The following is a 16,880-nucleotide window of genomic DNA, read 5'->3' as shown; positions in this document are numbered from 1 at the left end:
CTGCGAGTCGTCCTCGACAGTGGATGGTGCTGGTGAGCGCTGACGAGGTAAAGGCGACCATCAGACAGGGGACGGAAGCGGCACGCGAGGGCATCAAGAGACTACGGCAGCTCGCCACCGACTCGGCGGAAACAAACGACCTCGCCCGGCTCACCACCGAGGGCAGCCGAGACGACGACGTTGTAGCGGGGCTGACACTGCTCGGCGATGTTCAGGGCGAGGTCGAGCGAACCGTCCGGAGACTCGCGACAGCGGTCGACCACGCGGAGACGTACGCCAAGAGGCTCGGATGAGCGGTGGTCTGGAGGCTGTGGTCGCGCAGCTTCTCGACGTACGCGACCGGATCGCCAGCTCCGCAGTCATGGCGATGCGGGCGCAAGCTGATGCCGACCAGGCGCTCGCCCACTACCGCGAAGCCTCGCAGGGCAGCGACCACCCTGAGATGAAGCAGGCTCTCGCGGATCTCGCAACCGCCAGCGACAAGGCCACGAAGATCGGCCGGATCCTGGGCGAGGCGCTCGAACACTTCACGAACTACCTGGACCGCATCGCCCCTGGGTCGTCGGGCAAGGACGACAAGCCCTCGGCAGCGGACATGCCGACAGGCGAGGAGCTTGTCCGGGAAGCCGAGCGGCGGGTCGCCGAGCCGATGTCGCGTGGCGCAAGCAGGTCCAGCGAGCGGATGACACGGAGGACAGCCTCAAGTCGGCGGAGGCGGGTGGGAAGCGTGATCCCGATGATCGGACCTGAACTGCCCGAGTACATCCGGACGCTGGTCCGGGGGCGACCGGGCGGCCAACGACCGAATCGAGGCACAACTCGACGCCTCGGGATGGAGCGGCTTTCCCAGGTTCCTCGCTGCCCTCTTTTTCCTCGCGGTAGACCGGCGTTTCGGAGAGACCAGCTCTCATGCGGATGTGATCAAGTTCGTCGCGGAACTCCGTGCGGATTTGACCAACGGCGGTCCGGGCATCAACGCCGAAGCGGCCGAAACCTTGATCAGCTCCATTCTCGACCCATCCGTCGACTACAACATCGGACAGGAAATGATCGGCAAGATCCAGGCCGCTACCGTGTATAAGGTACTGACCGAGGAACACATCTCCGACTCAGACCTCGACGCCTTCCTCACCGAGGCAGTCGAACTCGCCAGCCGCCCGTAGCCGGCAACCCAGGACATCACCAGCGCTGGCCCTCCGGCGCCGACCTCAGTCGTCGCCTCCGTAGCCGTCGCCATCACGATCCAGGTCATAGATGTCGTTGCCGATAACCCTCACCGGGGCCGCAGGCGTACGCGGGACCGTTGCCGCTGCCACCCACGCAGTCCACATCGCTGGCGATCGGCACGCAGCCACCGTAGTTCGGATCACACTTCCGGGTCTCCTTGGTGCCGACCGCGACAACCTGCGTCACCGGCTTCTTGGTCACCATCTCGTTGACGAGCTTCTTGCCCATCTGCACCCCGTTGACGTATGTGACCTCGTAGGTGAGGGTCTCGAGCCCTTGACTCCAGCGGTCCGAACCTTGCGCTTGCCCTTGGCCAGCGAGGAGTCTTCTACGGTTCGCTCGCCGAACGGGATGCCCTGAAGCAAGTACGATCATGCCATCGTCGCGAGATCAGCCGTGTAGGAGCAGCCGATGATCACCGATGCAACGCTCGCCCGCATCAACGAAGGGGTGCAGTTGCATCATCATCGAGGCCAACCTGAGGCTGCTCGCGACCTGTTCGCACAGATCTGGGACGAGATCGGCGGGGAGCGGGGCGATCCTCTGCACGTTTGCGTCCTCGCGCACGCGATGGCCGATGTGCAGGACGACGTCCACCAGGAGCTGGTCTGGGATCAGCGAGCGCTGGCGGCGGCCGACCTGCTCACCGATGCCCGGGTAGCGGAGGCTGGGGTGATGCTGCCGGTCGCCGGTTTGTATCCGTCGTTGCACCTCAACCTGGGTGAGTGCTACCGCAAGCTCGGCGACCTCGGCCGTGCCCGCGAGCACCTCCAGCGTGCGCAGGCGGGGGTCGGCGCGCTTGGCGATGACGAGTACGCACAGCTCATCAAGGGCGGCCTGGATCGGCTGGCGCGGCTGCTGATCTCCGAGTAGGCACGCGCTGCCGAAGGGACATCCCGCCCTTCCCCACACCGGGACGCTCGTCGTCGCGGCTGCCTCGCCCCAGCCTGAACCGCTCCTACCGGACCACCCGTTCCGGCGAACCCATTCGGCGCAGGCCGATCGCCCCGATGCAGAGCCAGAGGGCGTACGACCACAGCATCACCCGCTCGGCGAGCCCGGCCGCCCGCCGCGCACTCTGCCCCCGCCTGTCGCCGATCCTGGTCCAGCGAGGTTCCAGTCGGCGTCCAGTACCACCTGGCAGTCTCACCGAAGTCGATAGATCGGCATCTACGTCTACCGCTGAGGTTGGGTCGGCCCGGTGAGCGAAGAGTCTGGCACGTTCGGCGCGCTGGTCCGGGGATACCGGACCCGGGCCGGGTTGACCCAGGCCGCCCTCGCGACCCGGGCCGGAGTGGGCGTACGGACCGTACGCGATCTGGAGCACGACCGGGTGACACAGCCGCAGCACCGGGTGTTGACCCGACTCGCCGCCGCCCTCGACCTCTCCGCCGCCGAGCAGGCCCGACTCGGGTCCACCACCGCTGGCCGGCCGACCGGGCCGGACCGGTCGCTCCGGATCGACGTACTGGGTCCGCTGCGGATCCGGCACGGCGACCGGCCGGTCGACGTGGGGCCGCTGAAGCACCAGCTCCTGCTCGGCCTGCTCGCCGTCCAACCGGACCAGCCGGTGCCGATCTGCGACATCGTCGACGTGCTGTGGGACCGGCCGCCGCGTAGCTGCCGCGACCTGATCCAGACGTACCTGACCAGGGTGCGCCGGCTCGTCGGCGCGGCGTCCGCCGGCCCGGCCGCACCGGTCGTCGTCCGCGACCGCCACGGGTACCGGCTCGCGGTGCCGGCCGACCGGGTCGACGCGGGACGCTTCCGGACACTGGCCGAACGGGCCGCCCGGGCGCACCGCCGGGGCCAACTGGACCGGGCGGTCGAGCTGTTCTCCGCCGGGCTGGCCTGCTGGCGCGGACCGTTGCTGGCCGGCGCCGGGCCCGGGCTGCTCCGGCATCCCGCCGCGACGGCACTGTCCCGGCACCGGCTGGACTGCGTGCTGACCCTGGCCGACCTCGCCTTCTCCACCAGCGCCGCCGGTCGGGTGACCACCCCGCTCGCCCAGGTCGCCGAGGTGGAGCAGTTGCACGAAGGGCTGCACGCCCGGCTGATGCTCGCCCTGGCGGGTACCGGACAACAGGCGAGCGCGCTGCGGCTCTTCGGCCAGTTGCGCGAACGGCTCGCCGACGAACTCGGGATCCTGCCCGGCCCGGAACTCCGGGCGGCGCACCTGCGGGTGCTACGCCAGCAGGTACCCGGGGCGGGGCCGGGACCGACCAGGCGGTGGGGTCACTGACCGGGCGGACGCGTGGTCATCGTCGGGCAGGGGCGGCGCCACGGAGCGCGGCGCCGACATCCGCCCGACTGCCGGTCAGGAGTTCGAGATTATGTACGCGTTGGGCGAAGAACTGCCCCAGTTGACGACGCAACTGCTCACGTGCACGGGTCCGTAGACGATCCGCCAGCCGGGCGGGATGGGCGAGATCTGACACACCGTCAGCGACGAGCCGGCGGGCATCCCCTCCGCCTGCTGCACGAAGAGATAGCTGGCCCGGGTACTCGGGTTGCAGATTCCGGCGTACGCCAGCACGACCCAGCCGGACGGCACGCTGCCACAGGACCAGCGCTGTTCCCCGGGTGCCGCCTGGGCCGGCGCCGGTGGCGCGACCAGTGCGACTCCGATGACTGCCGTGGCCAGTACGGCGAAGATCCGACGCATCTTCCTGCTCCCATCGCCCGGGTGTGCGGTACCCCCGCAACGCTATGGGCCGGCGCCGGGCGTACCTCCGGTGGCACGGCGGGCGGGGCGTCCGTTCCGGCTCACGGGGCTTGGGCTGGGCGGACGCGGTCGCATCGTCCCGCGAACCGGCAGAACCGGCAGAACGCGTCGCGTCCCCGCAAGTGCCGGCGCGACAGCAGGGCGGCGCGGCAGCAGGGCCGGACGACAGTAGAGCCGGCTCGTCAGTCCGTCCGGTTCGCTGCCCGGCGCTGGTAGTGCCGGGAGACCCGGGCGCGGTTGCCGCAGGACGGCTTACACCACTCCTGCCGAGGGTGCTCCCTGACGAAGTAACGGACACAGCGCGGCGCCGGGCAGGCGGCCAGCCGGTCCCGGGCCGGGCCGGCGAGGAACTCGATCGCGGCCCGGGCCAGCCCGGCGAGCAGGCGGGTCCGGGCGTCGGCCGGCCTCCCGGACCAGGTCACCGCCGGAGCGGCCTGATCCGGCCAGCTCAGCACCGGGCGGACCGGCCACCGGGCGGCGGCCCGGTTGAGCTGGTCGACGGCGTCCTGCGGGGCGAGCAGCGTCGACGAGTCGGCCCGGCTCGGCGGCCCGGGGCGGACCGCCCGGGCGAAGAGGGTACGCACGGCGCGGCGCAGCGCGACCACGTCGAGCCGGAGCCGCTCGTCGGACAGCTCCCCGGCCGGGCCGAGACTGCCGGCGTACCCGAGCAGTGGTGCCGTCTGCTGGTCGAGCCACGCGGTCAGCCCGGCGACGTCGGCCAGGTCGTCCGCGACGCCACCGTTGCCGTCGTGCCGGATCGTGCCGGCGAGCGCGAGCGCGAGCTGCTGGGCCATCAGGGTCTCCTCTGCCGGCGACCCGTCCGGATCCGGTACCGGCTTGTCGGGCCGACTCGCCCCAGGGTAGCGTCCCTAATGGTCAAGACGCGAGCAAGCATTAGGGGGACCGAGTGCTCGTCATCGCCCACCTCAGCGACACACATCTCGACAGCTCTCCCCGCTCGGCCGAGCGGACCGCCCGGGTGATGGACTACCTGCACGCCCTGCCCCGACCGGTCGACGCGATCCTGGTCACCGGGGACATCGCCGACCACGGCGAGGTGGCCGAATACGAGACCGCCGCGAAGCTCCTCGCCTCGCCGCTGCCGGTGCTGACCTGCCCCGGCAACCACGACGTGCGGGACGCGTACCGGAAGGGTCTGCTCGGCGACGCGCGCGGCGGGACCGGCCCGATCAACAGCCGGCACGACGTGGCCGGTGCCGTCTTCCTGCTCGCCGACTCGTCGGTGCCCGGCCGGGACGACGGGCACCTCGACGCGGAGACCATGGGCTGGCTCGCCGACGAACTGGCCGCGGCGCCGGCCGGGGCGCCGGTCTTCGTCGCCTTCCACCACCCACCGGTCGCGCTGCACCATCCGGTCGTCGACCCGATCCGCCTGCTGCCGGCCGAGCCGCTGGCCGAACTACTCGGCGCCCATCCGCAGGTCGTCGCGGTGCTGACCGGGCACTTCCACACCTCCGCCGCGAGCACCTTCGCCGGCCGGCCGCTCCGGATCGCCCCGGGGGTCGTCTCCACGCTCCGGCTGCCCTGGGAGGGCGCCGGGCAGCTGGTCGACCTGGCCCAGCCGCCCGGCGTGGCGTTCCACGTCTACGACGACGCGGGGTTGCTGACCACGCACTACCGGGTGGTGCTCTGAGCCGTGCACGGCATCGCCGTACTCGGCTTCCTGGCCGCCGTCGCGCCGATCACCGCCACCCCGGGCACCAGCCTGACCCTGGTCGTCTCGCGGGTCGCCGCCGGCGGGCGCCGGCAGGGCTGGTGGGTGATCCTGGGTACCCTCACCGGCCTCTACGTGCACGCCGTCCTCGCCGCTGTCGGGCTGGCCGCACTCGTGCTCCGCTCGTCACAGGCGTTTCTGCTGGTCAAGCTACTCGGGGCCGGTTATCTGGTCGGCCTCGGACTGTGGCTGCTCTGGTCGGCGGCCCGCCGCCGTCCATCGAGCACCGTGGACGAGCCGTCCGCGCCCCGGCCCCGGCGGCTGCCGTGGCGCGGGCACCATCCGTACCTCCAGGGGTTTCTCGGCAACGTACTCAACCCGAAGGCGGCGGCGGTCTACCTGACCCTCGCCCCGCAGTTCCTCGACGTCGACGGTCCGGTGCTCGTCCCGATGCTGGTACTCGGCACGGCGCACGCGCTGCTCGCCGGCTGCTGGCTCGCCGGCTGGACCGCAATCTCGGGCGCGGCCGCCCGGCTGCTGCGCACCGTACGGGTCCGCCGGGCGCTCGACCGGGCGAGCGGTGCGATCCTGGTCGGCCTCGGCGTCCGTACGGCGGTGAGCTGAGCCGCACCGCCCGGCGCTCGCGGCCGACCGTGACACCGCGCGCTGCCCTATGTAGAGTTCCGAACATGGGTAGTGAGGTGCGGGTGACCACCGCCGTGGCGCGGGTGCTCGCCGCGTTTCTCGAAGACGCGACGAGAGACCGCTACGGCCTGGACCTGATCGGCGCGACCGGGCTGCCCAGCGGCACCCTTTATCCGATCCTGGTCCGGCTGCAACGGGCCGGCTGGGTCGACTCGGCCTGGGAGGAGATCGACCCGGTCGAGGCGGGCCGGCCCGCGCGGCGCTACTACCGGCTCACCCCGGACGGGCTAGCCCGGGCCCGCACCGAACTGGCGCTGCTGCACCAGCAACTCGGCGGCACCACCGCCCGGTCGACCAGCCCGAAAGCGAGACCGGCGTGAACCGGCCAGCCGGCCACGGCGAACCCGAGCCCGGCGGGTGGGGCGTTCCGTTGATCGCCGACGCCCTGCTCCGGGTCGCCGCGCGGCGGTGGCCCGCCGAGTTGCGGATGCTGCCGGAGTGGCGCGCCGAGCTGGCGGCGATCCGCGCCGATCCGGGCGGCGGCCCGGTGAACCGGGCCGTCCGGCAACTGCGGTTCGCGGTCAGCCTCGCCGGTTCGCCGCCGGCCGAGGACGGGCACGGCGTACCACGTGGCTGGCGGGAGGTGCTGCCCGGTGCCGGCAGGGCCCTGCAACCGCTGCTGGCGCTGCTCGGCGCGGTGCTGTTCTGCCAGGTGCTGATCGGTGTACTCGAGATGGTGGGCACGACCCTGTTGACCCTGGCTCGGGGATACCCGGGCGGCTCCGGCGCGTCCGCCGGCGTCGACTGGGCCGGTAACGCCGCCTCGGTCGCCGGTCTCGCGACAGGGGCGGCGGTCGCCGGTTGGCTCGGCGGGTGGCTGGGCCGGCGGCTGCCGGTGGACCGGGCGCGGCACAGCCGGCTCGACCTGGCCGGCCCGGCGGTGCTGGCCCCGCTGCTGATGGCCGCCGGGGCGGTGGCCCTGCACCTGGTCGCACACTCCACTCCGGAACCGCAGTCGGGCGTCACCGTGCTGACCTCCGAGCCGATACCGGCGCTGCTGCTCTGGGGCGTACTCGTCGCACCGCTCGCCGGGGCGGCCGCCCGGCTCGTCCATCGTGGACGCCGCCGGGTGGCGTCACTGCTCGCCGTCGGGGGCGGGCTGCTCGCGCTCGAACTGGTCGCGGTGGTCGCCGGCCGGCACGCGGCGGTGGCGGAGAACCTGGATTTCGGTACCGCACCGTGGTGGTTCCCGCTCAGCCTGCTGGACCCGCACGGCAGCGGGGTCCGGTTCGGCCGGGTCGAGCAGGGCTACGTGGCCTCGGAGATGGTCGTGATGATCGTCGCGAACACCCTGCGCCCGCTGCTCGCCTGCACCGCGTTCGCGCTCTGCTACGGCATGGCGGCGGCCCGGACCCGGCGGCCCGTTCCGACGGCCGACGCAGCGGACCCGGCCAGCGCAGCCGACGCCGCCAATCCGGCAACCGCAGGCGGCTCGCCCAGCGTCCGGACGCCGATCGGCCGGCGGTCGGGCTGGAGCCGGGCCGGTGCGGCGCTCCGCCGCTTCGGCGTGGCGGTCGCGGCGGTCGGGCTGGGCCTGTGGGCGTACGCGGCGACGGTCCTCACGCCGGGGCTCTCCGAGGTGGCGGCGGTCGACGAGGTGCAGAGCTGGGAACTGCACCTGTGGGCCCAGGAGCTGCGCGAGGCCGGGGTCGTGCTCGCCGTACTCGGGCTGCTGGTGGTGGCCGCCGCCCGTGGCGCGGTACTGCTGCCCGGGCTGTGCACCGCCGCGCTGCTGCTCGCCGTCGACTCGGTACTCGACGCCGCCGACCTCGCCCGGCCGGGTCTGCTGCCCGCGGTCTTCGGCGTCGGCGTGGCGGTGCTGTCGCTCGGCTGGTGGCTCGGCGGCGCCCTCGCCCGCCGGACCGAACGGGGTGACCGGGCGGCGGTTCCGGAGCACGTCGTACGGCGGCGGCTCGCCTGGGTGGCCGCGGTGGCCGCGTGGTGTGCTCCGGCGCTGCTGTTCCGGGCGAGCTGGCCGGGCGAGCTGACCCCGCCCGGGTACCCGATCGGGACCGCACTCACCGCCACCGCGTTCGCGGTGCTGGCCGGGACGACCGCGCTCGCCGTACGCGAGAAACGGCTGCCGGTCGCGGTCGCCGCTCCCCTGGTCGGCGTGCCGGCGCTGCTGATGGCCGCCCTCGGTGCCCTCAGCGGCGGCGCCGCCGGCGAGGTCGGTTTCGCCGTCGCGCTCGGACCGGCCCTGCTGACCGTCGCGCTCGCCACCATGGTGCTCCGGCGGCGCCCCGGAGCCGTCTGGCGGTGGGCCGCCCTCGGCGCCGGCGCGGTCCTGCTCGGCCTGCCGTCGGCGTACGCGCAACTCGCCCTCGCACCGCTGCTCGGCGAGCCGTTGCTGCGGGCCGCGGACTACGGCCGGCCGGTCGACGGACTGCCCTACCTGACCGGCGCGGTGCTGCTCGCCGCCCTGCTGGCTGTGGTGCTCGCCACCCGGGTGGTGCCGGGCCCACCGACCCGAACGATTCCTGAACCCGGCCCGAACCCGCCCGAGACTTCACCTGCCCACTCGTACGCGGCTGACCAAGACGGTCCCTTCCGGGACGGGTGCGGACCTTCCGTACGCCCCGAGCCGCAAACTTCGGTCAAGAAACAGTGATCAACGGCATTACTCCGCCACCCCGGCCGCACAATTTAAGGACGTTCGACCTAAGTGGACGGGGGACAGGGCCATGACTCTTGATCCGAGCAACGTGACCTGGGGAATCAGCGCGTCGACCTTCCTGTCGGGCTATCTCCTCCTGGCAGTGGTGGTCGTCGGTCACGCGGCCGTACGGCGCCGGCAGATCATGGCCGGGCCGGAAAGCGTACGCACCTCGACGCTGACCGCCGGCCAGGTCGCGTACCTGAACGGCGGCGGGCGGTTGGCGACCTACACGGCCCTGGCCGCGTTGCGCAACGCCGGTGCGGTGGCGATCGGTCCCGCCCCGGACCGGTACCTGGAGGTCGCCGGGGACCGGCCGGCCGGGGCGAGCGGTCTGGAGGCGGCGATCCACCGGTTCGCGGGGCAGCGACGGCGCCCACGGGAGCTGTCGTACGACTCGGGCGTCTCGGCGGAGCTGTACCGGCTGCGTACCGAACTGGAGGAGGCCGGGCTGATGCCGGGCGGCGAGGCCCGCCGGGCGCTGCGCGGCTCGACCTGGTTGCTGGTCTGCGTGCTGCTGTTCGGCGTACTCCGGTTGTTCGCCGAGGCCGCGACCGGGGCGCTCTGGCTGCCGCTGGTGCTCGTCCTGGTCGGGCTCGGCGCGGCCACCGTGCTGCTGGCGCGCCGGCCGCCGGTGCAGACCCGAGCCGGCAACTGGGCGCTGGCCACCCTGCGCACCGAACACGCCCATCTGGCCCCGTCCCAGCAGCCGGCCTGGAACACCTACGGCCCGACCGGCGCGGCGATGTCGGTCGCGCTCTTCGGCGCGGCGGCGCTCTGGGCGGCGGACCCGGAGTTCGCCGCCCAGGCCGAAATCCAGCAGCGGCTCGGGGTCGCCTCGGCTGGCGGGTCGGGCGCCGGCAGCGGCTACGCGTGCAGCGTGGGCGGGTACGGCTCCGACGGCGGCGGCGGGCACAGTTGCGGAGGCGGTGGAAGTAGCTGCGGGGGCGGCGGCGGTTGCGGGGGCGGCGGAGGCGGCTGACCCGCGGTGCCACTGACCGACCGCACAAGCCGGCCGCCGGGGTGGGGGCCCTGGCCGGGCGGGCGGGTCAGTGCGGGGCTTCGGTGAGCCGGCGCCAGAGGAAGCGCAGCATCAGTGCCCACTTGAAGGCCAGTTGCGCGTTGTCGGCTGCTGCGCCGTGCCCGCCCTCGATGTTCTCGTAGTAGGAGACGTCGTAGCCGTACCCGCGCATCCGGGCGGCCATCTTGCGGGCATGTCCCGGATGCACCCGGTCGTCCCGGGACGACGTGACGAGCAGGACCGGCGGATACGACCGCCCCGGCCGGACGTTGTGGTAGGGCGAGTACTCGCGCAGGAACGCCCAGTCGGCCTCGTCGTCCGGGTCGCCGTACTCGGCCATCCAGGAGGCGCCGGCCAGCAGCAGGTGGTAGCGGCGCATGTCGAAGAGCGGCACCCGGGCCACCACCGCGCCGAACAGCTCCGGGAACCGGGTCAGCATCACCCCCATCAGCAGCCCGCCGTTGCTGCCGCCCTCGATGCCGAGCCGCGCCGGTACGGTGATGCCCCGGTCGACCAGGTCGGTCGCCACGGCGGCGAAGTCCTCGTACGCCCGGAGCCGGTTCTCCCGCAACGCCGCCCGGTGCCAGCGCGGGCCGTACTCGCCACCGCCCCGGATGTTGGCGACCACGTAACTGCCGCCCCTGGCCAGCCAGCCCCGGCCGATGATCCCGCTGTAGCTCGGCGTCCAGGCCATCTCGAAGCCGCCGTACCCGGTCAGCAGCGTCGGCCCGGTCGGCTCCCCCGCCGGGCCGACCAGGAAGTACGGCACCCGGGTCCCGTCGGCGGACCGGGCGTGCAGCTGCCGGACCGCCATCCCGGCCGGGTCGAAGAACGCCGGGTCCCGCTTCAGCGTCTCGGCCGGCCCGCCGACCGTGCCGTAGTGCAGCGCGGTCGGCGCCAGGAAGCCGGTGCTGGCCAGCAGGTACTCGTCGCTGTGCTCCGGGTTGGTGTCGACGATGACCACGTGCCGCTCCTCGCCCGGTCCGGCGCTCTCCAGCAGCGGCCGCCGGTGCCAGCCGTCCTCGCCGGGCGTGCAGACCTCGGCCCGGCTCCGCACGTCGACCAGGCTGCTCAGGATCAGGTGTCCCCGGGTCCAGGCGTGCCGGCCGGGCGCGCTGTCCGGACCGGGCGCGAAGACCACGGTCAGGTCGCGCTCACCGGCGAGGAACCGGTCCAGCCGGGTGACCAGCACGGTTCCGGCGGGGTACGTCCGGTCGGCCACCGTCCAGTCCGAGCGGAGCGCGATCAGCAGCCACTCCCGGTGTACGTCGGTCTCGGCGTCCTCCGGCACGTCGATCCGGACCAGGTCGCCGTCGACGGTGCGCAGGAACTCCTCCCGGCGGAAGAAGTCCAGCCGGCGGCCGAGGAAGTCGCGGACGAAACCCGGGGTCGGGTCGTGCACCGCGTACACCGAGACGTCGTCGTCCCGGCCCTGGTAGACCACGGTGGCCTCGGCCAGTGGCGTACCCCGGCGCCAGCGCTTGACGATCCGGGGATAGCCGGAGGCGGTCAGCGATCCCGGGCCGAAGTCGGTGCCGACGTAAATGTGGTCGGCGTCGATCCAGCCGACGTCGCTCTTCGCCTCCGGCAGGGTGAAGCCGTCGGGCACGAAGTTCCGGGTCGCCAGGTCGAACTCGCGGACCACGCTCGCGTCCGAGCCGCCCCGGGCCAGCCGGACCAGGCAGCGCCGGTGCCCGGGCCGCTGCACGATCGCGCCCTGCCACGTCCACGGCTCGCCCTCGTCGGCGGCCAGCGCGTCGAGGTCGAGCAGCAGTTCCCAGCTCGGCTCCGCCCGGCGGTACTCGTCGAGGGTGGTACGCCGCCACAGCCCCCGGGGGTGGGTCTCGTCCTTCCAGAGGTTGTAGAGGTAGGTTCCGTCCCAATGCACGAACGGCACCCGGTCCGCAGCGTCCAACACCTGGCGCAGCTCCGCCTTCAGCGTGCCGAACACCGGGTCGTCGGCCAGCGCGTCGCAGGTCTCCGCGTTGCGGGCCCGTACCCAGGCGGTCACCTCGGCGTCCGAGAGCGCCTCGAGCCAGCGGAATTCGTCGTCGAGATCCGGGGACACGCAGGGTTCCTACCACAGAACGTGAACAAAGTTTCCGCTCAGTCGGATGGCGGATTGAACTTCCCGGCGCCGGAAAACGATCTAACTGAGGTGGGACGTTCTCGACTCCAACCCGTACCGGTGGCTCGGCTGACCGTGCTGGGGCGCGGCGTACTGGCGGTGCTGCTGTTCGGTGCGGTGGCGGTGCTGCTCGGGCCCGCGAGACCGGCGGCGGCGCACGCCGCGGTGGTCGGCACGGTGCCGCAGCAGCAGGCCGTACTCGGCTTCTCACCGACCGAGGTCACGATCACCTTCAGCGAACCGGTGACCCTGGTGCCCGGCCGGGCCCAGGTGCTGGCCCCGGACGGCAAGCGGATCAACAACGGGGACGCAGGCGTCCGGGACGCCACGCTGCGGATCCCGATCCGGGTTGCCGACCGGCCGCTCGGGACGTACCTGGTCAGCTACCGGGTGATCTCCGCCGACAGCCATCCGGTCGCCGGCAGCTACACCTTCGCGGTCGGCGCCGCCTCGGCCACCCCGCCCGAGCCGGCCGACGAGACGGTACGCCCCGACGTGCGGCTCGCGGTGCCGGTGACCAGATACCTCGGGTACGCCGGACTCGTCCTGCTGATCGGTCCGACGCTGCTGCTCGGGCTGCTCTGGCCGCGCCGGCTGCCCCGCCGGGGCGCCGTCCGGCTGGTCCGGGCCGGTCTGCTGCTGGTCACGGCCGGCACCCTGGCCGGGTTCTGGGCACAGGCCCCCTACACCAGCGGCGCCGGGCTGCTGGAGGTCTCCGGTGCCGAACTGCGGCAGGTGCTCGCCTCGGACTTCGGGCTGGCGCTCGCCGCCAGGCTGGGCATCGTGGCGCTGGTCGCCGTCCTGCTGCCGCCGGTGCTGGCCGGCCGGACGGCCGGTCGGGTCCGGGTCGGGCTGCTGGTCGCGCTCGGGCTGACCGGACTGGCCACCTGGCCGCTGGCCGGGCACGCCGCCGCCTCGCCCACCCCGCTGGCCAGCGGGATCGCCGGTGTCGTACACCTGGCCGCGATGTCGGTCTGGCTCGGCGGGCTGGTGACGCTGGTCTGCTTCCCGCTGCGGGCCGCCCATCCCCGGGTGTTGGCGGTCGTCCTGCCGGTCTGGTCCCGCTGGGCGAGCATCGCGGTGCTCTGGCTGGTCGCCGGTGGGCTGGTGCAGGCGGTGATCGAGATCGGCGCACCGGACGCGCTCCTCGGCACCGGCTACGGACGGCTGGTACTGGCCAAGGTGGCGCTGCTGGCGCTGCTGCTCGGCGCCGCCGGGTACGCCCGCCGGCTGGTCCGCCGCCATGCGACCGCCGCCCCCGCCCCCGCGCCCGCCAGCGCGGTGACCGAACGACGGTGGTTGCGCCGGACGGTCGGCCTGGAGGTGCTGGTCGGCCTGGTCGTGCTCGGGGTCAGCTCGGTGCTGGTGCAGACCACCCCGGGGCGCAACGCCGGGATCGAGGCCGAGATCGCCGCCTCGGACACCTTCGCCCAGACGCTCAGCTCACCGCTCTACACCCTCCAGTTCGACATCTATCCGGTGCAGCTCGGGCCGAACAACACCGTGCACGCGTACGTCTACACCCCGGACGGCAAGCCGCTGCCGGCGGTGGAGTGGACGCTGACCGCCGCGCTGCCGGCGCAGGGTGTCGAGCCGACCGACACCCCGATGCTGGGCATCGAGCCGCACCACGCGGTCGGGGCGGTGAGCTTCCCGATCCCCGGCGACTGGGAGCTGCGGTTCACGGTACGCACCTCGGAGATCGACCAGGCCACCGTGCGGACCGTCGTACGGGTGCGCTGAGACAGGGGCACTGAGACGGGGGCGGCGGCTCAGGGCTCGACCAGGCCGGCCCGGATGGCGTACCGGGTGAGGTCGATCCGGTCCCGCATGCCGAGTTTGGCCAGGATGTTGGCCCGGTGCCGGTCGACCGTCTTCACGCTGATCACCAGCGCCTCGGCGATCTCCTTCGCCGAGTTGCCCTCGGCGATCAGCTTGATGATCTCCTCCTCCCGGGGCGTCAGGATGCTCTCCGGCAGCTTCTCGCCCTGCCGGGCCCGGTGCAGGTAGTCGCGGATCAGCGCGGTGATCGCACCGGGATAGAGGAACGGCTCGCCGCGCATCGCCGCCCGGCACGCCTCCAGCAGGTCCCGGTCGGCGACCGACTTGAGTACGTAGCCGGAGGCCCCGGCCCGGAGCGCCTCGAAGAAGTACTGCTCGTTGTCGTGCATCGAGAGCATCAGGATGCGTACCCCGGGCGCCCGCCGGGAGATCTCCCGGGCCGCCTGGAGGCCGGTCATCCTCGGCATCGCGATGTCCAGGACGACCAGGTCGATCTCGGTCCGCCGGACCGCCTCCACCGCCTCGGCCCCGTCGGCTGCCTCGGCGACCACCCGCAGGTCGGGCTCGGCGTCGAGGATCAGCCGCAGGCCCCGGCGGACCAGCGCGTGGTCGTCGGCCAGCAGGATCCGGGTCTCGGTCGCGGACATGTTCACGCCCCCCTCTCCCCCGGTGCATCGGCGGGCACGGTCAGCCGGACCTCGGTGCCGCTGCCGGGTGCGGCGGTGATGGTCAGCCGGGCGCCGATCAGCAGTGCCCGCTCCCGCATCCCCCGGATGCCGGCACCCTCCTGGTGTACCTCGCCGAGTCCGTCGTCGGCGACCCGCAGCACCACCGCGCCGGCCCCGGCCCGCAGCGACAGCTCGACCCGGCCGGCCCGGGCGTGCCGGGCCACGTTGGTCAGGCTCTCCTGGGCGATCCGGTAGATCACCAGCTCCTTCTCCGCGCTCAGCGCCGGCAGGTCCGGCGTCGATCGTCGCACCACCGGCACCCCACTGACCTGGGAAAACTCCGTCGCTAACGCGTTGAGTGCGCTGAGCAGCCCGAGATCGGTCAGTACGTCCGGCCGGAGCCGCCGGGCCACCCGGCCCACGTCGTCGAGGCTTTCCCGGAGCGTCTCCTGCACGGCGTGCAGCTCCTCGCGCAGCTCGGCCGGGGCCCGGTCCACCGCCCGCTTGAGCCCGAGCAGCACCACCGTGAGGCTCTGGCCGATCTCGTCGTGCAGCTCCCGGGCGATCCGCTGCCGCTCCCCCTCCTGGGCGGCGAGCGCGTGCGCGCTGCTGGCGCTGCGTTCCGCCTCCAGCCGATCGAGCATCGCGTTGAAGGTCTCGATCAGGTTGGTCAGGTCGCCGTTGCCGGCGTCCACCAGCCGGTCCCCGGTGCGCAGCAGGTCGACCCGGCGCATCAGCATGGTCAGCGCGTCGAGCGGGGCCAGGCTGGCCCGGAGCAGCAGGGCGTTCACCGCCAGGATCAGTGCCAGGCCGATGGTCAGCACCGGAATCTCGGTCAGCAGCACTGGCGACGAGACGGTGGCCGGGGAGAGCGCGAGCACCAGCGTGCCGACCGTGAAGACCAGACCGTTGAGCAGGAACAGCCGACGGAACAGCGCCCGGGCCGGTGCCCGGCGACCGGAAGCGCCGGATCGTCCCGGGTTGTCAAGTCCGGGGGCGGCTGCCCGCTCAGAGGTGTCGGTCACGCTGCCAGCCTCGCCCGGGAGTTGCTGTTTTGTCCATCTGATCGGACACCCAACCCGAGCCTGGCCGGCAGGTCAGCGGCCCGGTTACCTGCATGTTCCGCCCCACCGGAGATGGGTGTCGCACCCGATGGTCGGCCGGGGCGCCATCCCGAATTCTTGATATCGGAACCGGCGGCCAACCCGAGACCGAGACCGGAACCGGCATCCGAGCCCCTGCGACCGAGCCGAGCACGGCCCGCGTACGGGGGGGTGCCGCCCCGCCGCCCCTACCCCGAGCGAGGCCACAGTGGACATCACCCGGACCACCGTTCCCGGCGTCGGCGTCGTACACCACTTCCTGACCCGGGGCGGGCAGCGGTTCGGCGTACTGCTGGACCAGACCGGCATTCGGTCCCTGCTGCTGTACGGGCCGGACGACCCGGACGTACCGGTGGAGCGGATTCCGCTGGACCACGACGAGGCCGACCAGATCGCCGAGGTACTGCACAGCGCACCGATCGCAGACCGGCTGGCCAGCCTGGAACGCCGTCTCGCCGAGCTGCACGGCGGATCCGCGTGACCGCGGTACGCCCACGCGGCCGCCTCGCCGGCCAGGCTCCCTGCCAGCGGGAGAACCCGTCGCCACCGGGAGGCCATGTTGTCGAACAATCCCTCAGGCCCTACCGTTGCGGCGCGACGGCCGACGCCGGCCCGCGCCCAGGGAGATGGTGGAATGCAGGCGCAGCAGATCGCCGCGGTGGTACCGACGGTGACCGTCCGGGACTCGGTGGCCCGGGCGGTCCGGCTGATGGCGCTCCGCCGGCTGCCAGGCATGATCGTGGTGGACGACCAGGGCCGGCCGAAGACCGTGCTCCCCGGCACCCAGGTGCTCCGGATGGCGGTGCCGAGGGCCTACCGGGAGGATCCGGTGCTGGCCCGGACCATCGACGAGGCGCACGCCGACCTCTTCTGGGAGGAACTGGACAACCTGACCGTGGGCGACTGCCTGTTCCGGGAGCCGGACCGGGTGACCACCGTCGGCCTGGACGGAACGCTGCTGGAGGTCGCCGCGCTGATGGCTCGACAGCGCAGCCCGCTGGTGGCGGTGGTCGACGGCGCCGGGGTACTGGTCGGGGCGATCACCCTGGACCGGGTGCTCGCCGAGTTCGCGGTGGCCGACTCCGACACCTGACCCCGACCCGGCCGGCCGCCGCGCGTCGTGCGGCGGCCGGCCACTCCGGCAGCGCACCCCCGGGTCGCACGCCCCGCCCCGACTACGCCCCATTATC

Annotated in this window: 17 protein-coding genes and 1 pseudogene; 12 read left to right on the top strand and 6 right to left on the bottom strand. The window is 72.9% G+C overall.

Translation table 11 applies throughout. The features are described 5' to 3' along the window. Positions 1-32 precede the first annotated feature (32 nt). On the top strand, positions 33-293 hold the full coding sequence (locus tag R6Y94_RS02875) for a hypothetical protein (protein WP_318394172.1): 261 nt from the start codon (positions 33-35) through the stop codon (positions 291-293). Between the two features lie 624 nt (positions 294-917). Next, positions 918-1,163 (top strand): hypothetical protein, encoded by a 246-nt coding sequence (locus R6Y94_RS02870; protein WP_318394171.1) that lies wholly within the window; start codon positions 918-920, stop codon positions 1,161-1,163. A gap of 85 nt (positions 1,164-1,248) precedes the next feature. Here R6Y94_RS02870 and R6Y94_RS02865 read toward each other — a convergent pair. Further along, positions 1,249-1,592, bottom strand: a pseudogene (locus tag R6Y94_RS02865) (G5 domain-containing protein). A 46-nt stretch (positions 1,593-1,638) separates the two neighbouring features. On the opposite strand from R6Y94_RS02865, the gene R6Y94_RS02860 reads away from it, so the two are divergent. Both R6Y94_RS02860 and R6Y94_RS02855 read left to right on the top strand, forming a co-directional pair. Beyond that, positions 1,639-2,100 carry a tetratricopeptide repeat protein gene (locus R6Y94_RS02860; RefSeq protein WP_318394170.1) on the top strand — a complete coding sequence of 154 codons (462 nt, stop codon included), beginning with the start codon at positions 1,639-1,641 and terminating at the stop codon, positions 2,098-2,100. Positions 2,101-2,428: 328 nt separating this feature from the next. Then, positions 2,429-3,469, top strand: coding sequence for a BTAD domain-containing putative transcriptional regulator (locus R6Y94_RS02855; protein ID WP_318394169.1), 1,041 nt, complete (start codon positions 2,429-2,431; stop codon positions 3,467-3,469). 75 nt (positions 3,470-3,544) lie between these two features. On the opposite strand, the gene R6Y94_RS02850 is transcribed toward R6Y94_RS02855, so the two are convergent. Together R6Y94_RS02850 and R6Y94_RS02845 are read right to left on the bottom strand one after the other, a co-directional pair. Beyond that, positions 3,545-3,892: a hypothetical protein gene (locus R6Y94_RS02850; protein WP_318394168.1), complete on the bottom strand. Its 348-nt coding sequence runs from the start codon at positions 3,890-3,892 to the stop codon at positions 3,545-3,547. 242 nt (positions 3,893-4,134) lie between these two features. Beyond that, a complete protein-coding gene (locus tag R6Y94_RS02845; protein WP_318394167.1) occupies positions 4,135-4,746 on the bottom strand; it encodes a CGNR zinc finger domain-containing protein in 612 nt (203 codons plus the stop codon). A gap of 113 nt (positions 4,747-4,859) precedes the next feature. Here R6Y94_RS02845 and R6Y94_RS02840 point away from each other — a divergent pair, with 113 nt between their 5' ends. The 5 genes from R6Y94_RS02840 to R6Y94_RS02820 all read left to right on the top strand — a co-directional run bounded on the left by R6Y94_RS02840 (position 4,860) and on the right by R6Y94_RS02820 (position 9,970). After that, a complete protein-coding gene (locus tag R6Y94_RS02840) occupies positions 4,860-5,606 on the top strand; it encodes a metallophosphoesterase (protein WP_318394166.1) in 747 nt (248 codons plus the stop codon). A 3-nt stretch (positions 5,607-5,609) separates the two neighbouring features. Further along, positions 5,610-6,251 carry a LysE family translocator gene (locus R6Y94_RS02835; protein WP_318394165.1) on the top strand — a complete coding sequence of 214 codons (642 nt, stop codon included), beginning with the start codon at positions 5,610-5,612 and terminating at the stop codon, positions 6,249-6,251. A gap of 65 nt (positions 6,252-6,316) precedes the next feature. Next, a complete protein-coding gene (locus R6Y94_RS02830; RefSeq protein WP_318394164.1) occupies positions 6,317-6,652 on the top strand; it encodes a PadR family transcriptional regulator in 336 nt (111 codons plus the stop codon). Continuing rightward, complete coding sequence (locus R6Y94_RS02825; RefSeq protein ID WP_318394163.1) at positions 6,649-8,943, top strand: hypothetical protein; 2,295 nt, start codon at positions 6,649-6,651, stop codon at positions 8,941-8,943. The genes R6Y94_RS02830 and R6Y94_RS02825 overlap by 4 nt, the downstream gene beginning before the upstream one ends. Positions 8,944-9,016: 73 nt before the next feature. Beyond that, a complete protein-coding gene (locus R6Y94_RS02820) occupies positions 9,017-9,970 on the top strand; it encodes a TIGR04222 domain-containing membrane protein (RefSeq protein WP_318394162.1) in 954 nt (317 codons plus the stop codon). Positions 9,971-10,037: 67 nt separating this feature from the next. On the opposite strand, the gene R6Y94_RS02815 is transcribed toward R6Y94_RS02820, so the two are convergent. Next, complete coding sequence (locus R6Y94_RS02815; RefSeq protein WP_318394161.1) at positions 10,038-12,077, bottom strand: prolyl oligopeptidase family serine peptidase; 2,040 nt, start codon at positions 12,075-12,077, stop codon at positions 10,038-10,040. Between the two features lie 120 nt (positions 12,078-12,197). Here R6Y94_RS02815 and R6Y94_RS02810 point away from each other — a divergent pair, with 120 nt between their 5' ends. After that, the gene (locus R6Y94_RS02810) at positions 12,198-13,880 is read left to right on the top strand and encodes a copper resistance CopC/CopD family protein (protein ID WP_318394160.1); all 1,683 of its coding nucleotides are present in this window, start codon (positions 12,198-12,200) and stop codon (positions 13,878-13,880) included. 29 nt (positions 13,881-13,909) lie between these two features. Here R6Y94_RS02810 and R6Y94_RS02805 read toward each other — a convergent pair whose 3' ends face one another. Both R6Y94_RS02805 and R6Y94_RS02800 read right to left on the bottom strand, forming a co-directional pair. Further along, positions 13,910-14,566, bottom strand: a complete 657-nt coding sequence (locus R6Y94_RS02805; protein WP_318394590.1) for a response regulator transcription factor — start codon at positions 14,564-14,566, stop codon at positions 13,910-13,912. A 2-nt stretch (positions 14,567-14,568) separates the two neighbouring features. Then, positions 14,569-15,612 (bottom strand): sensor histidine kinase, encoded by a 1,044-nt coding sequence (locus R6Y94_RS02800; protein ID WP_318394159.1) that lies wholly within the window; start codon positions 15,610-15,612, stop codon positions 14,569-14,571. Positions 15,613-15,898: 286 nt separating this feature from the next. Here R6Y94_RS02800 and R6Y94_RS02795 point away from each other — a divergent pair, with 286 nt between their 5' ends. Both R6Y94_RS02795 and R6Y94_RS02790 read left to right on the top strand, forming a co-directional pair. Next, positions 15,899-16,171 carry a hypothetical protein gene (locus tag R6Y94_RS02795; protein WP_318394158.1) on the top strand — a complete coding sequence of 91 codons (273 nt, stop codon included), beginning with the start codon at positions 15,899-15,901 and terminating at the stop codon, positions 16,169-16,171. A 153-nt stretch (positions 16,172-16,324) separates the two neighbouring features. After that, entirely contained in the window at positions 16,325-16,783 is a 459-nt protein-coding gene (locus R6Y94_RS02790; RefSeq protein ID WP_318394157.1) for a CBS domain-containing protein, read from the top strand. The last annotated feature ends 97 nt before the right edge of the window (positions 16,784-16,880 follow it).

The sequence above is a fragment of the Plantactinospora sp. KLBMP9567 genome (assembly GCF_033446045.1).
Lineage (GTDB): Bacteria > Actinomycetota > Actinomycetes > Mycobacteriales > Micromonosporaceae > Plantactinospora.
Note: the sequence above shows the minus strand (reverse complement) of the source record. Positions and strands in the feature narration are given on the sequence as shown.